Source organism: Gallintestinimicrobium sp. (assembly GCF_046968865.1).
Lineage (GTDB): Bacteria > Bacillota > Clostridia > Lachnospirales > Lachnospiraceae > Gallintestinimicrobium > Gallintestinimicrobium propionicum.
This window is the reverse complement of record NZ_JBKVPW010000023.1, coordinates 1-15,711: the sequence shown is the minus strand read 5'-3', so window position 1 is coordinate 15,711 and position 15,711 is coordinate 1. Positions and strand designations below refer to the sequence as shown.

Below are 15,711 nucleotides of genomic sequence, written 5' to 3'. Positions count from 1 at the left end.
TCCATCTGCACTTTATTTTTCAACCTCTATGTAATCCTCCGGTGCCAACGGCTGCTGTCCTTTTTCCATAAATGCAGTCCACGCACTGGATAACGTCATATCCGGAAGCTGTTTTATCCTACATCCCGGAGTTGTTTTTTCCAAAATAGACCTTGTGACATCTGTAAGAAGAATGGAATATTCCTTTTCTTTGTCTATTTTTTCCTGATCTACCACGATATCTTTTAACAAAAATCCGTTTTCTTCCTTTTGGACGGTTATTTTCATCCCGGACAGAATGGGCAATTCGTATTTATTTGTTATAGAAAATTCATCCTCTGTATGATCCAGATAATTCTCTACAAGCTTCCAAACCTGTTCCCCGTTTATTTTTGCAAAATACAGAGAGGTGTCTGAGCTCTTTGCTGTCATCAGAGCAACACGACTGCTGGTACATTCTCCCCTATAAATAGAAGCGGTGAAATAATAATATGGTGCAATTGCCAGCTGCGCATTGTTTTCAACTCGAACCGTAGTTAAAATAGAGGATGCCGCATCACGGCCATTTTTATCATTCAGTGCTATGGAATACTCCCGGTCAAAATTTACCACTGCCTTTTCTTCTGTATCCTCCGCGTTCATTGCACTGCGGAAAGCATCATATGCCTGGGCTTCATCCATCTCGCCTGACAACAAACCATGAATAGCTTCCAGACTGGCAGGAAAGGATTTTTGAGCAGAATATCGGATATAAATGGAATTACTTTTCATTTCATCTTCCAGACCGGATATATCCTGCATCATCGTCGGAACATTGGTATTCAATGAGATCACACATCTTCCATTGGCGATCAGCCTTTGTCCCTCTTCTGAGATCATGCAATCCAGCACATCCAATGCAGTCTCCAGCTTTTCCTGATCTTTTTCCAGGTCTTTATTGAATGCAATATTTAAAGACGGAGTCATATACACAAAGGCTTCCTCTGAGGTCTGGGAAAAATAAGGAATGCAGATCAGCTTCGCGTCCATCTGTGTCTGCAGCTGCTGCATAAGTGCCGGATATCCGTGGAACATTGCTGCTTTTCCTTCTACAAAAGTCTGGTATGCAATATCTGCATTAACAAGAATATCGTCTTTCCCCAAATGAGAGTCTTTTAAAAACCTGCTGGTTTCTGAAAAAATACGTTTCCATAATCCATCGTCAAATTTTACTTCCCTCGATGAGGTTTCTGCGCCGCTTCGCCATTCAATTCCATCCAGACTTGTGAATTCCCCAATGGCACCCGCCTGAATCACTTCATGGGCAGACCAGTCTTCTGCAAGATCCAGGGAATAGGGTTTGATTCCATTCTCATAAAATTGCTGGCAGGCCTCTGCATATTCCTGATAATTTGACGGGATTTTTATACCATACTGATCAAACAGTGTCTTATTGGCAATGATCGTCTGCGGCAGACCACAGACAGGCAGCCATTGAATTTCATTGTCAGAATTTTTATAATATTGCAATGCATAGGAATAATACCTGGAAACAACATCATAACCGCAAAAATCCATAAGATACGGCTGTAAATCCTGTGCATCTGTTCCGGAGAACCGCCGCACCGTTATCACATCCGGCAGCTCGCCATGTTCTTCCATATAACTATATAAATCGGTATCATTGTTACCAACGATAAACTCTATGTCTTGATCCGGAAGCTGTTCATGAATATAAGGTACCAGATTTTTGATCAAAGAATTTTCCCAAAGATATACGGTAAGCGGCTCTTCTTTGGATACCGCTCCTGAAGGCTCACCGCATCCAAACAAAACAGCCGCGCCGACAAGCACAGCCATCATAAACGCAGCCAGATCATATTTTCTGTTTTTCATGTGTCTGCTTCCCCATTTTCCCGCTTAAAGCCCGTGCTGATTACAATAGAATGCACGCTCTGCGAGCATTCTGATTATTCCGGGGATCTCTGAGCCACCTGTCCGGACTTTGAGAGCCACCATTCCGGAGAATGAGCGCCATATATTCCGGTAATTCAGAGCCGCCTTATTGGGCTCTATTACATATATTTCCTTTATACTGTAAATACACACCTTTGGTGTGAATACAGATAAAGGAGGTCGTAAGTTATGACCAAGTATCGTGAAATCCTACGCTTGAAAAGCTTAGGATTCAGTGAGAGGAACATCGCACAGAGTTGCGGTGTATCCAGAAACACAGTCGCTAAGGTTTTGAAAAAGGCAGCGGAAATCAATCTTTCATGGCCGCTGGATTTCGACATGACCGACAGCGCACTAGAGGAGCTGATGTTTCCTAAGGATAAGTCGGCAACGAATAAACGCATGCCAAACTTTGACTACATCCGCAAAGAACTTCTGCGGAACGGCGTAAACAAAAAGCTTCTCTGGGTAGAATACTGCGAGGAGTGCCGCATGAGCAGCGAAGAGCCTCTAATGTATTCTCAGTTCTGCTACTATATCCAGAAGGATGAAGAAAAACGCAGGGCTACCATGCATATCCCCAGAAAACCAGGTGAACAGATTGAAGTTGACTGGGCCGGTGATCCTGCTCACATCATTGATCCGGACACCGGGGAAATCACGGATGCATGGATATTTGTAGGTGTATTAACTTACAGTCAGTATGCTTTTGTAAAAGCATATATGAATGAGAAAACCGACAACTGGATCAAAGCTCATGTCCAGATGTTTGATTTCTTTGGCGGTGTCACACCTATGCTCGTTTCTGATAACTGTACAACCGCAGTGAATCATAAAAAGAGTGACTGGTACAACACTGCCTTAAACACAACTTATCATGAGATGGCAGAACATTATAATCTTGCCATCCTTCCGGCCAGAGTCCGGAAACCTAAGGATAAACCGAATGTAGAGGGATCAGTAGGAAAGATATCCACATGGATAACAGCAGCCCTTCGCAATGAGCAGTTTTTCTCTCTTGCAGAATTGAATGCTTCAATCCGTGAAAAACTGGATGCCTACAATGCCCGTAAATTCCAGAAAAAGGAATGTAGCAGACTCAGTTTATTTCTTGGGGAAGAAATGCCATTACTGGCGCCGTTGCCTGCTACACCTTTTGAACTGGCTGAGTGGAAACAAGCCACCGTCCAGTTTAACTATCACATCGCAGTAGACAGAATGTTCTACTCCGTGCCTTATCAGTATATCAAAAATAAGGTTGATGTGCGTATAACAGATACAACGGTTGAAATATTTTATAATCACAATCGTATTGCCTCTCACAGACGGCTCTATGGAAGAAGCGGTCAGTATTCTACAGTGACAGAACATATGCCACCGGAACACCAGAAATATCTGGAATGGAACGGTGAACGGTTCCGTAAGTGGGCTGATTCGATTGGAATTAACACAAGTAAGGTTGTCGATGCAATACTTACCTCCGGCAGGATTGAACAGCAATCCTACAGAAGCTGCATGGGATTATTGAAACTGGCAGAAAAACATTCGCCAGAAAAACTGGAACAGGTCTGCGCCACGGCGCTCTCTTATTCCGGTAAACCCAGCTATAAAAGTATCAAAAATCTATTGGCCGCAACAAAGGATGAACCTGATACCGGATCAGAATCATCTCAGGCAGTAAAACCACACGGCATAACCAGAGGAGCCAGATACTATGGAGGTAAACAAGCATGACAAATCAAAGTACAATCGATAAACTTATTGAAATGCGTCTGACTGCTATGGCAGATGCATTCCGCATCCAGATAGATGATCCTGCAATGAAGGAAGTTCCATTCGAAGATCGGTTCGGCATGCTTATTGATGTCGAATACAGCAACCGTAAAAACAATCGTCTGAAAAGACTGATCCGTCAGGCTGAGTTTGAACAGCCAGATGCCAGCATCGCAGCGATCGATTACCATTCTGGACGAAAGCTGAACAAAGCACTGATCAACCGTCTGGCAACCTGTGAATACATTACAGAATACCGGAACATCTTTATTACTGGAGCAACTGGGAGTGGTAAAACTTATATGGCCTGTGCTTTTGGTATGGAAGCATGCAAGCGCTATTACTCAGTACGGTATGTACGACTTCCCGATCTATTATTGGACTTACAGACTGCCAGGGACAATGGGACTTTCGCAACTGTCCTGAAGAAATATACCAAGCCAATAGTATTGATCATTGATGAGTGGCTGCTTCTTAAACTGACAGAAGCTGAAGCCAGAAATCTTTTTGAACTGATACATAAAAGACGTAAAAAATCTTCAACGATCTTTTGTTCTCAGTTCCGTGAAAGTGAATGGTACCAGCAAATCTGTGATGGTGAAAGTACTCTTGCCGATGCTATCATGGATCGTATATCGTATGATTCCTATAAGATCGATATTGAAAGTGTTGACCCGTCTAAAGACCTCTCTATGAGAGAAATATATGGACTGGATCCAGCAATGGCAAAGTAAACTTAATAAACAAAATGGAGTGGCTCCGTTAGTCCGGACAGGTGGCTCTCGCCACACCGGACTGGCGGCTCTGCCGTACCGTAATATTCACATTCTATTGTCATGAATAAAAACATGAGTTTTATTATAGCACTTCATATTTTCTCATGTCTATATTTTTGAAAACTTTTCCCTTTTGGACAGGAAAAAGGACGAAATCTATTTTGCCCGAAAACTCCGGAGATTTCGTCCTATCAATTATAAATCCCTGCATATCCCTCTTCATCAAAATAATAAAAACTGCTCGTTTTTTTCGATAACGACTCCTTCAACAAATGAACGTTTTCTTTGAACTGCCACAGAAAAAACAACGCTACATAATAATATGTACGTGGTCTACACACACCTTTCCATCAATAAGTTGCACCTGCTTCATCTCACACAATTTTTTTATGATTTCCACTAAATCCTTTTTCGTTTCTCCATACATTATTTTTCTTCGAAACTTTGGAATAAAAACAATATGATATGTGCAGTTCCATCGTGTATGTGTTATACTTTGATTATCCATTTTGGATATCTCCTATGCTTTTGATATGGCCTGCGAAACCAATATCATTATAGCATAGGAGTTTTTTAATACTCTAGGTAACGCTCCGGCTTTGCCTCGGCCCCCATTTCAAATGGGGGATATAGATATTATTCATTATATTATCAGAACCTGTATCATCTGTCCGTAAATATCTCACACTATATGTTTACATATTCTTAGACACAACGAAACCAATGATTCCCACTAAACATCCGCAAATCACAAAAGCAATCCCTATTATTTTCAGGATCGTCGATACAGACGTCTGATTTTCTGCCGGAACATATATCATATGTGGATTCTCCGGATTATAATATAAGATTGTCTGCTGCCCAGAATCAGGCACAAACATTTCATTAACTTTTACATTTCGTAGATTTCCTTGCTTTCAGCATATCATTCATCCTAGTATCTGTTCTATAGATCCTTGTCTTCCAAACAGCTTATTATATACTTCGTCACTACATTTTCTCCTAAACGAGCCACAAACACATAATAGGGCAGAAATTCAAGTACTGCAATTACCATGCATAATACAGGTATATACTGCCATAGTTTATTGAACACACAAAAGCACGCAAAAAATACATCCATTGCCGCTAACGGAATCCACATCACATAATCCGCTATATTCCACACATGTTGCAGTTCAATGATCTGTTGATCCTCAAGGTATTGCACAGACCATTTATAGACATTTTTTCCTGAACGATAATATACATAATACTTCCCATCTTTTTTTATCAGATGTGTACACGGATGCCATTTGTCATGGTTACGCTCTTTTTGATATTCCATATTCAATTTTTCATAGAATTTCTCTTTCGTCTGATTCGTTTGGATTTTTTTCATTGTCTCACCCCAGCAGTCAAATATTTATTCGTAAAAACTTCACCTTCCTCATCCGTAAAACCCCCTATGAATAATTTCTGCAATATCCTCATTATTGAAAAAAACACATTTATCCGCTCTCAGATTGCCCTCCGGATATAAACATGCAATATAGTCGTACTCTTTGTTCGACTCCAAATGTTTCTGTTTTCTCCCATAAATCATAACTCTTTTCCAGTTTCTCCGTCACCATCTAAATCCACATTCATAGCTATAGAAACACCGTTTCCTACCACTCCACCAACCGCAGAACCAACAATTTTTCCAATAGCTATTCCTGCCGGGTCTCCTCCGGAACCAACCATAGCGCCTACTGCCTGCCCCACATCATCACCATATTCGGTCACTCCCCACAGCGCCACATCAACAATGACATCAGCAATTATAGCATTTTGCGACAAACCACTATTCATTCCACCCATAATATCTGCTACGACACCTGTAATCAATCCTCCTACACCGATTGCTGTTCCAAATGCATTTGGGCTTCCCGCATCTGATGCTGTTTTATATAATTGTATTAAATAATTAATGATTGACAATACCGTTGTCCTTGCTTTACAGTCTTCGATACTATCTACAATAGCCAGTATATTTTCCCTAAGCGTTTGTTCAGAAGTACCTTTTATCCTGCCATGATATCCATCCCCATTTTCAACCAGCCACACATTCACCGCTTCAGTTACCCGTAATCATACCCTCATTTTTCTCGTAAAAGGTATGAATGGCACGCAAACCAGCCATCAGTTCTCTCACATCAGCACACTCCTGCCTAAGCCGCTCGTTCTGCTGTTCTATAATATCTATAGACATATGGGCATGGGCATGTCCATGAATCTGATTTGTAATCTCGGCTAAATAGCGCTGTTGCTGTGACAACTCATGCCATACCTCATCAATCTCTATTATGCATTTCCGTAGTTCATTAGGATGAACCATAAAATCACATTTTTTTAAATTAGCCATTTCCCCTCAGTGCTTATTCCAATTCACGTTTCCTGTATTCTTTTGAACTATAAACCCATGATACTCAAAACACAAGCCCGTTCCATGATTCTCATGATTATCTTTCCCAATATGAATCACTAGCCCCTATTTTGTCTTGTTCTTTTTCACTCCGATCAGACAGCCAATGAATCCAATGGCAAAAACAAGAAGTAAATCCTTCATAACCGAATTTATGTAATAACCGTCTCTATACGAAATCCATAGTGAAAATCCTGTAATAGCAACACCAATAGCCATGCAAAATGCAACAACTGACCATAGAATCTGCGCATTTTCCCTTTCATCTCTACGTCTGCTTCTGTTTTTTCCCGTTTTCCTGGTATTTCTGGCATCTATCATCCCCCCCAGGATCGCACTCAAAGCGGCAACCAGCCAGTTCAGATAAGCCTCTGTCCGAATACCCGCCGGTTCAGAAGCTATAGCGTCTGTATTATCCAGGCTTGCCCAAAACTCTGTTGCGGACTCATCCGGCTCCGATAATGCTTCATATACAGCTCGTTGATATTCCTCACCATCACGGAACCAATGAATAATATAATTATATCTTGGCTTATATCCTGCCTTCGTCAATTCTGATGTTTCCTCTACATCCGTTATGTAGCCAGATACTTTCTCATAGGATGATGTACGCATAGAGCTCTGAAAATTCAAAAAGCCAATTACACCAAACACTACTGCTATCAAATACAATATATGCTGCACTTTCAATCGATACATTCCCTTTTGTATTCCTTCCCATCGTCTGATCAATAAGATAATATCAAGTTATCTCTTGATTCTCTCTTTACTGCATTTGGCATACCTGCATTTTCCGGTGTAGCCACATACTCATCCATCACATTATTCGCGGCACCCTCTGTCACCTTCTTGATAACATCTTTGGCTGCCCCCGTTGCAATTTGTTTTGCTTCATCTGCCTGAGCTGCTTTTCGAACTGCATTTTTTGCCGCTTTTGTTGCCTTTTGCGCAGCTTTTGTCGTTGGTACCGATCCAGCACGCTTTGCTGCCTTTTTTTCTGCAGTCTTTGCTGCCTGCTCCGCCACCTTTTTGGCGGCTTTTGCCTCTGTGTTTGCAACCTTCGCTACCTTAACTGCTTTTATAATATCACCAGCCGCCACAACATCCAGTCCTAAAAATATTACATCGGCACCTAGTGCCAACTACTCACCACTACTTATTTTTCCATCATCGCTCAATGCCTGAGTCACATCATCAACCAACTGATATATATCCGTAATACAGTTGATCACTGGAATAAAACCCAGTATAAATTTGATAATTTCTATTGCATTTCTAATTTCAACCGTACTCTCTCCCAGTTGTATCTCATCTATGATTTCATGAAGCGTTATATTTACATTTTTATTGCAGTTTTGCACAAATTTATATTCTCTGATTGTGCCTCCAGCTTATCTGCATCTACAAATAATGTACTCATGATTCATTCCTTCATATCTTTTCAGATAGTCACGTACGATTTCTCATTCCTACTTTTGTAGGCTATCATCTCTTCTTACAATAAGAAATTAATAATATTTATTCGTAAAAACTTCACCTTCCTCATCCGTAAAACCCCCTATGAATAATTTCTGCAAAGACCAACGCATCAATATCTGTATAATTTTGCTCTGTCAATAGTTCCGCATTGCTTGCAATATATGTTGCCAGATCACTTCCACTATTACTATTTTTCGGCATAGCAATCCACCTTGCATACATTCCGGTTAACTGAACTTTTGAATGAATGAATCTTTGGAAATCATTTCATTGTCTTGATCATAAATAATCGTTTTACTGGCTTTATCAATATCTATTGTCAAACAAAAATAATAGCCTTGGTCTCTCAGTGCACATAAAAGGTCATATGCATTTTCAATATTCTTATCGACATTGGTCTCCAAACCTTTCAAGTCACTGAATATTAAAACATTATGGTTGCTTTTATAATCCTCAAAAGTAACATATTCCTGATCACTCTCTATGAAACGAATATCAACATTCGTGTATTCTAGTTTCCCGTGATCTAATATTGAATAAATATCCTGTTTGATCTGATTCCCAAGTATCACCTTGGGATAATTATCTGTGATTCTTCCATCTTCATAAATCGTAAATGAAAAAGCATCATCTGATTCATTTAGTGATACTGCCTCCCCAGTATTTATGAACTCACCAAAATTCTGACCAATATTTTTTCTCTCAGTATGTACAATCTGAAACTCCTGATTGTATTTTTCCTTCAAATATCGTTTAATCACCTGTTCTGAATCAGGCAGATTTCTTCCGCAACTACACAGAAGCATAAGTATCCATGACACACATCCTAGCATAAGAAACATGCGCTTGCTTCTGCCACCAGGTATTACCCAATTTATTTTTCTCAATGTGTACCCCCGTTTCATATAAATACTCTCTCTGAATCTCTAAGCCAGTAAATATAAGGCTTTCAGATTCCATTTTTATTAAAATCCCCCACTTTTTTCACCAAAAACACTTGACATATGTCTCCAAAATGTGGCGCTTCGCGCCTATTTAATCAAGAAGCATATTGTTCCGGCACAGCCGGTAAGTTTTTTATTGAAGGCAATTTTTTGTTACCTGTTAACTGCGGCAGTCATTCCGACTACCAAACTTTGTTGTTGAAAATCTTCGCAAATATTATCCGAATCCTGATGCCATTTCCCGTGACACTTGGGATATTATCGATCGTTTTGGGAATCTCGATCTTTACTACACAGATGAAATGATGATGAGCAAATATTCCAAGTATGGATCTGCTCCAAATAGGAATACCTCTGCTACTTTATAGGTCACTCCTTGCAAATATATTGATTGTCATTTGTCAACGTACAGTTATACAGCATCTATAATTCCTCTTTTCTTATCATAAACTAATGGTGTATTCGGATCATCATCAAATCTTTCTAACTGAGGGAATACTAGAGTATGGCTATCATCATACATGTAATCTGGTGTAAACAAATCGTTTACATAATCAGTGTATTTCTCCATAAACTGATTAGCTAACTCCTGATCTTCTATACTAGGAAATTGAACCCAGATCGTTGTACCAATATTACTTGGGCTCCAATCCGTTGCAATCTGCATGATATCAGGATTCTCAGATACCATCTTTTCAATAATTCCGCGTAATTCTTTGGTCATAATGCAAACACCGCTCTTTTATTTATTGACATTGTAGTATGTTTCTATAGTCTGGTAAATGGTGGAAAAAGTTGATGGAATTACTCATCTTTCATTCTTCTTAGTGACATCTCAAACTCACATATCGTTTTATAAATATTCCCCTCAGCATTTGAAAAACTTTCAATACTTGGATACTCTTCTGATAAATGCAATGTATCACAAGTGTCTCTTGCCATCTTAGCTTTTACTGGGCGTGTCCATCCATAAAAATTGGTTGTATAATGAATAATATCTATATCCCTATACTGAATTTTATTTAAGTTCAGCGTTTACAGTCAAAGTAAAACATTAGCGGTTTTCAATAAACATTTTTTTATTCATGCATTCAACAATACTCAATCATACGCAAAATCTAATTCTACAGAACGCAAAAAGGGTGCGGAAATTTTCACACCCCAAAACTAACTTACATTCAGAACACGCTTGACTTACCAGCTACACCATGATTGCCTTTTGATGCGGAAAGCCTTCCGCCATCGTAATCTTTGTTCATTTCCATAAATGATCACCAAACTTTCCGAATTATGCAAATTCAATGGAGTAATAATCACCCTCCAAGCGCCCATGCGTCTTTTTACAGATTTTGTAACTGTATTGGTCTTATAATCAACGTCAATCTTTGTTGTAATACGATCTCAGTTCTTGTAGTACAATGTCATATCAAATCCCTCCTTGCTTTTTGATAAATTAAATTATACAATCATTGCCCCCTTAATCTCAATTATATTATCAGAACCTGTATCATCTGTCCGTAAATATCTCACGCTATATGTTTACATATTCTTAGACACAACGAAACCAATGATTCCCGCTAAACATCCGCAAATCACAAAAGCAATCCCTATTATTTTCAGGATCGTCGATACAGACGTCTGATTTTCTGCCGGAACATATATCATATGTGGATTCTCCGGATTATAATATAAGATTGTCTGCTGCCCTGTTTGAACAGAATTTTTTCCTGTTCCAATCACACTCTTTTGTACTACCCGTTCGCCATTTACATAAAATTCGTATGCGGGATACCATGTGTAATTATAGGTATCCACATTTCTCTTGTAGACTTCTTCAACATCCACAACTGTCGCAGTCGTCTTCTCCACGCAGTCTTTCTTCGACTTACTAATCCTGCGATCCACACCTTTTGCACATACAAACAATATGGCAGCTATGATCCAGAACAGACATGAGACGCCTATTACAATCGCAATAATCATTTTCTATTTCTCCATCATTGTATACTCTATTTTTTTAGGAACAACCTTCCCATCAACCACTTTTACATTTCGTAGATTTCCTCGCTTTCCCCTATATAATCAGCCAGATAATGAGTCACAAACATTTTCACATGTCTAAAAGTAACACAAGATTCCAGCGCATAGAACGGTAATACTTCCAGTAACAGCAACGCACAAAACCATGCCAGCCCCAGCCATATCGACTGTCTGAACAAATATAAAATAAACAAATCTATAATCAAAAATGTTACCCAGATAATTTTATCAGATAAAGAACACCTTCGCTGCACGGTCATCTTTTTCCCATCAAAAGAAAAATCCCAATATGACGTTACCCTGCCTGATGAGAAACGAATCACCGGCATGCCTTGCTTGAACTGAAGCGTTATCATGCCATGTTCCTTATCCTGCAGATACTCCTGTCTATGTTTACTCATATAGGTCAGTCGATCGATAACCGCCTCTTTTCTATCTTTAAGGAAATACATCTTTTTCATCACATTATGCTCCTGTATTTAAAAATAACGAGCGGAATCTCCGTTCATCATCTTCGTATCCTCTGCAGACAATTTCGCCGATATCTCCGTGGTTAAACATAATCGCCAGATCTTTTTTTATATTTCCCTTCCGAGAGATCATATAAGAAAATCTCATTTAGAATGCGATCTACGTTTTGTAATCAATACACTTGATGCTACTACCCCAGAAAATGCAATGGATACATCAGCAATCATTCCCTACTTCCATATAAATCGTGTCATTGTTATCGTGTCACCAATTTCTCTTTTCTTATAGTCTTCTTCTGAAAGGAAACACGTACTCTCATATCCCGAATGTACATCCCTTCCCAATATTGGGTAAAACCGCTTCGTATCCCGGATATTTTCAGCGCCATAAGACTCCGTCTCAATCACTGGTTGCTTTTGCACAAGTACAACATCATGCTGTAACACCTGCTTTTTTCTCAGTTGTCTTATATTTGCATTCTCTGTCAGAACGCATGCTCCAGCTATAAATATTACTATAACATAATACAGACAAACAAAGATATCACTCCCATCAAAATTGAAAAAAGTGCTGACAACCATACCTATGAGCAATGCCACAAATGCTATCAAAACCCACCTGTTCCTCTTTTTTCTCCGTGCCCTAAGCTCCACGGCTGCATCCTCATCATTGATTTGTCGAAATGTGAATCCCTGCTCATCTTCTGCCGTATAAACAACTTTTGTGTGATCTAAAACCATACCTTACTCCATTCTACACGATTGTTTTTCACCTGTTTAGATACTTAAATTTCCAGCTGCAATAGCCATTATACTTGAGACTCTGTACTTATCATCTAACAGGCTAATTAATTCATGCCTTTGATTATCTGTCAGATTTAGCGACTGTACAAAAGTGATTAATGCAAAATCCGCTACCTGCTTACTGTTAGCATCTGTCTGAATAACAAGTGAATCAATCAATAGCGAGATAGACGAAAATATATCCTTACAGCAAAATCCAATCATCGACAACGGTAGCACTCTCATCCCTCGTTGCACAAAAACATTCAACGAAACATTACCATTTTCTTTATTGATACTGCCGTACAAAATCCAAAGATGTCATACCGCAGTACTCAATATATCCAAACAAGTGCTTATTTAAACCACTACGATGCTCAGTCATATCAATTCGTAGCCTGTCTAATTTCGCAAGATGCCTAAATCTTCTACAGACCTTTATCATTGTAAGATCTATACCAAGCTCAGCAGCCTCCTTCTCCGAAATCTCTCTCATACCTGAGGCATCATCAGAATGTGTGAGCAGGTAGCTGCCTCTGGCAACATACTTATCCTTTATTCTGCTTGACTACTTTTCATCTGGTATATAAATCAGGGGCAAGGGTTTCCACGGAGTGGTGCATGCACCCTTGCGGCTGATTTATATACCGGATATCCTAGCCCAAGCAGAAGAAGGAAGACCATTCATCCGTTTCCCATGACAGTTGAACCTTTATGTCGGAACACCTTAGCATTATCATTGCCATCATGTTATCTATGTTAGTATAGCACTTCAATGACACAAAACTAAAGTCTCTTTTATATGGAAAAATGATGTTTATTGAAACTGCCCTTAAAAATATTGCATTAAACACAATTATGACAGAAATAGATTCAAGCAGTGTCTATGATATGTATGATAAAGCAATCAGCAGTTACAAAAATGCTCCGGCTGGAACTCGCGAAGATATAAAAAAGAAATACCAAAATAACAAACTGAATCTTCAAGGTTCCATACAAAATGCCATAGCCGCTGCATACCGCAAAGAGAACCCTAAAATCACCCATTTTTATAATAATGTCAACTATAATGAGGTTCCAATTTGGGCAATTTTCGAAATTCTTACTATGGGCGATTTTGGTTATCTACTTTCCTGTCTGACTATTGATATGCGTGAAAAAGTATCCCGTTCAATCGGCATAAATCTATCCAGTGATACCTATCGGGAATTGCTTTATAAATATGTATATGCCTTAAAGGATCTGAGAAATGCTATTGCCCATAATGATGTAGTATACGATACCCGTTTCAAAAAAATGGATCCATCCAGACCAATGAAGCAGTGTCTGATTTTAGAAATGGGAATGCCTTACATAAATTTCAAAACTATTGGTGACTATATTATTCTCATTTGTTATTACTTGAAATTACTGAAAGTTTCTAAAACTGAGATTAAATCATTTATTCGAGAATTTGAAAAGATCACACGAGAATACGAAGCATCCGTAAACCCGAATGTTTCAGCTATTACGATCTGCCACAGAATGGACATTGATTTTTGATTACAATTATGATTAACCTATTATAAGTTATGCCACTTCAATTTTTGCAAATATCATCCAATCTGCAATACATGAAATTTAAATAACTATTCCTAAAAATGCCGGTACTCCTGCAAATTGTTCTAAATGATTTGAATGAATTCAATATTATGCTTTTTTCTCCTTAAATGACTTCAGAAAGATCACCCATCCAAAGATCAGCAGATTCATTACCAGTGCCACAGGAATATCTCCCCAGTGGATTTGCTGATTCTGAAGTACATCCGCAGAGTACGTTCCTGAAAAAACTACCACCATATTATTGTTCAGAAAATGAATAATTATCGGAACCCAGATATTCTGGGTTTTCATATAAGTATATGCCATAAAAATCCCCAGTGAAATACAGGTAACAAACTGGCTTGCCAGAGCCGCCAGCCCCATATCCGGCGTAGTGTAATAGAAGAAATCTATTGGCAGATGCCATACAGCCCACACACAGCCCAAAAGGATTACGCCGCCTTTTAGTCCAAATTTCTTCTGAAGAAGAGGCTGAAGATAATATCTCCATCCGTATTCTTCTCCAAAGAATGCCACTACTGAAAGGAAAAAGTTTACCAAAACAGTAAAAAATATGATCCAGGTAGTAGGATTTGCCATTATTTTGCCAAATTCAGAAAGCTGGCCGCTCAGAGCACTGGCAATCACAAATCTGAGAAGATATAATCCAATAAACAACAGGATCATACGAATAGATATATTCCAATGTTCGCTGTTCAGTCCATAGGCTCTGCGCTTTTCTTTACCGGATTGCAGAAGAAGAATCCAGAAAATAACGCTGCCACCTATTATAACGTACTCCATGATCGGTGCCCACTGAGAATATGGCATGCTCATCAGATCTCTATTTTGGGGAGCCAGAACAGAAGCCGCCGTGCAGACAACCAGCACCGCCGTGAGAGCTACAAAGAATATGTAAAAAGCCGTTGGAAGATTTTTATCTCCTTTTTTGGTAATTAAATAAGCCATCATCACACCTGCTGCTGGATACAGCATCTGCGCATTTGGAAAAGCGCTGAGATTAAGACCTTTTCCATAGCCATACCACATCAGAAGTCCCATTACATATGTGATTCCGTATGCTATAATCACATAGATCAATAGCTGTTTTTTCTCTGTTTGCATAAATTTCATAATTTCCTCCTTGCAACTTCAAAGTTATTTACTTCTCTTCATACTTTTTAACGATAACTAAACTATAAGCAGCCATAATTACAATTGTTTCCACCATCACACCAATAACCGACAACAGAACGTATGGTGTATTTTGACCATCTAACAGCGAAATTCCTAATATAACAAAAATGATTCCATAGATTATAAACAATAGTCCGCTCGCACGATTGTAACCTTTCACATCTTTTACTTTTATTGTTTCGGCATTAGCCCAGAATCCAACGGGATTCTTAGAAAACATATCTTTTATTCCTAATCCAATTATAAACACTCCCAAACATCGGTGTACAAGGGGTACAAACAAGATAAAATAGAAATGAGGGGCGATA

18 protein-coding genes and 1 pseudogene are annotated in these 15,711 nt (G+C 39.1%); 3 read left to right on the top strand and 16 right to left on the bottom strand.

From position 1 onward, the window contains the following. Positions 1 to 12 precede the first annotated feature (12 nt). Positions 13 to 1,854, bottom strand: a complete 1,842-nt coding sequence (locus ACLTOQ_RS15085; protein WP_412319836.1) for an ABC transporter substrate-binding protein — start codon at positions 1,852 to 1,854, stop codon at positions 13 to 15. A 249-nt stretch (positions 1,855 to 2,103) separates the two neighbouring features. Here ACLTOQ_RS15085 and istA point away from each other — a divergent pair, with 249 nt between their 5' ends. Further along, positions 2,104 to 3,648 (top strand): IS21 family transposase, encoded by a 1,545-nt coding sequence (gene istA / locus ACLTOQ_RS15080; RefSeq protein WP_195523345.1) that lies wholly within the window; start codon positions 2,104 to 2,106, stop codon positions 3,646 to 3,648. Next, positions 3,645 to 4,421, top strand: a complete 777-nt coding sequence (istB, locus tag ACLTOQ_RS15075; RefSeq protein ID WP_178637156.1) for an IS21-like element helper ATPase IstB — start codon at positions 3,645 to 3,647, stop codon at positions 4,419 to 4,421. The genes istA and istB overlap by 4 nt, the downstream gene beginning before the upstream one ends. Before the next feature lie 352 nt (positions 4,422 to 4,773). Here istB and tnpA read toward each other — a convergent pair whose 3' ends face one another. From tnpA to ACLTOQ_RS15010, 13 genes are all read right to left on the bottom strand, one after another. Then, positions 4,774 to 4,971: an IS200/IS605 family transposase gene (gene tnpA / locus ACLTOQ_RS15070; protein WP_412271953.1), complete on the bottom strand. Its 198-nt coding sequence runs from the start codon at positions 4,969 to 4,971 to the stop codon at positions 4,774 to 4,776. A 438-nt stretch (positions 4,972 to 5,409) separates the two neighbouring features. Next, positions 5,410 to 5,844: a hypothetical protein gene (locus ACLTOQ_RS15065; protein ID WP_055196192.1), complete on the bottom strand. Its 435-nt coding sequence runs from the start codon at positions 5,842 to 5,844 to the stop codon at positions 5,410 to 5,412. Positions 5,845 to 5,892: 48 nt separating this feature from the next. Next, entirely contained in the window at positions 5,893 to 6,048 is a 156-nt protein-coding gene (locus ACLTOQ_RS15060) for a DUF4176 domain-containing protein (RefSeq protein ID WP_308728439.1), read from the bottom strand. Continuing rightward, a complete protein-coding gene (locus ACLTOQ_RS15055) occupies positions 6,045 to 6,551 on the bottom strand; it encodes a hypothetical protein (RefSeq protein WP_337622938.1) in 507 nt (168 codons plus the stop codon). Before ACLTOQ_RS15055 ends, ACLTOQ_RS15060 begins: the two co-directional genes overlap by 4 nt. A gap of 10 nt (positions 6,552 to 6,561) precedes the next feature. Beyond that, a complete protein-coding gene (locus ACLTOQ_RS15050; RefSeq protein ID WP_337622937.1) occupies positions 6,562 to 6,849 on the bottom strand; it encodes a hypothetical protein in 288 nt (95 codons plus the stop codon). Between the two features lie 126 nt (positions 6,850 to 6,975). Further along, positions 6,976 to 7,608, bottom strand: coding sequence for a hypothetical protein (locus ACLTOQ_RS15045; protein ID WP_308728436.1), 633 nt, complete (start codon positions 7,606 to 7,608; stop codon positions 6,976 to 6,978). A gap of 29 nt (positions 7,609 to 7,637) precedes the next feature. Beyond that, a complete protein-coding gene (locus tag ACLTOQ_RS15040) occupies positions 7,638 to 8,051 on the bottom strand; it encodes a hypothetical protein (RefSeq protein ID WP_412271960.1) in 414 nt (137 codons plus the stop codon). 400 nt (positions 8,052 to 8,451) lie between these two features. Continuing rightward, positions 8,452 to 8,589 (bottom strand): hypothetical protein, encoded by a 138-nt coding sequence (locus ACLTOQ_RS15035; RefSeq protein ID WP_015561472.1) that lies wholly within the window; start codon positions 8,587 to 8,589, stop codon positions 8,452 to 8,454. A gap of 26 nt (positions 8,590 to 8,615) precedes the next feature. Next, positions 8,616 to 9,293: a hypothetical protein gene (locus ACLTOQ_RS15030; protein ID WP_007886487.1), complete on the bottom strand. Its 678-nt coding sequence runs from the start codon at positions 9,291 to 9,293 to the stop codon at positions 8,616 to 8,618. A 451-nt stretch (positions 9,294 to 9,744) separates the two neighbouring features. After that, on the bottom strand, positions 9,745 to 10,056 hold the full coding sequence (locus ACLTOQ_RS15025) for a hypothetical protein (protein WP_249752832.1): 312 nt from the start codon (positions 10,054 to 10,056) through the stop codon (positions 9,745 to 9,747). Positions 10,057 to 10,871: 815 nt separating this feature from the next. After that, entirely contained in the window at positions 10,872 to 11,315 is a 444-nt protein-coding gene (locus ACLTOQ_RS15020) for a DUF3592 domain-containing protein (protein ID WP_412286983.1), read from the bottom strand. 62 nt (positions 11,316 to 11,377) lie between these two features. Continuing rightward, positions 11,378 to 11,833: a hypothetical protein gene (locus ACLTOQ_RS15015; RefSeq protein WP_412286984.1), complete on the bottom strand. Its 456-nt coding sequence runs from the start codon at positions 11,831 to 11,833 to the stop codon at positions 11,378 to 11,380. A gap of 240 nt (positions 11,834 to 12,073) precedes the next feature. Continuing rightward, positions 12,074 to 12,583, bottom strand: a complete 510-nt coding sequence (locus tag ACLTOQ_RS15010) for a hypothetical protein (RefSeq protein WP_349174471.1) — start codon at positions 12,581 to 12,583, stop codon at positions 12,074 to 12,076. Between the two features lie 831 nt (positions 12,584 to 13,414). On the opposite strand from ACLTOQ_RS15010, the pseudogene ACLTOQ_RS15005 reads away from it, so the two are divergent. After that, positions 13,415 to 14,167: pseudogene (locus ACLTOQ_RS15005) on the top strand (Abi family protein); the annotation flags it as partial. A 147-nt stretch (positions 14,168 to 14,314) separates the two neighbouring features. On the opposite strand, the gene ACLTOQ_RS15000 reads toward ACLTOQ_RS15005, so the two are convergent. Both ACLTOQ_RS15000 and ACLTOQ_RS14995 read right to left on the bottom strand, forming a co-directional pair. Continuing rightward, a complete protein-coding gene (locus ACLTOQ_RS15000; protein ID WP_055145949.1) occupies positions 14,315 to 15,340 on the bottom strand; it encodes a CPBP family intramembrane glutamic endopeptidase in 1,026 nt (341 codons plus the stop codon). Positions 15,341 to 15,368: 28 nt separating this feature from the next. Continuing rightward, complete coding sequence (locus ACLTOQ_RS14995; protein ID WP_412319833.1) at positions 15,369 to 15,710, bottom strand: hypothetical protein; 342 nt, start codon at positions 15,708 to 15,710, stop codon at positions 15,369 to 15,371. Position 15,711: the final 1 nt, after the last annotated feature.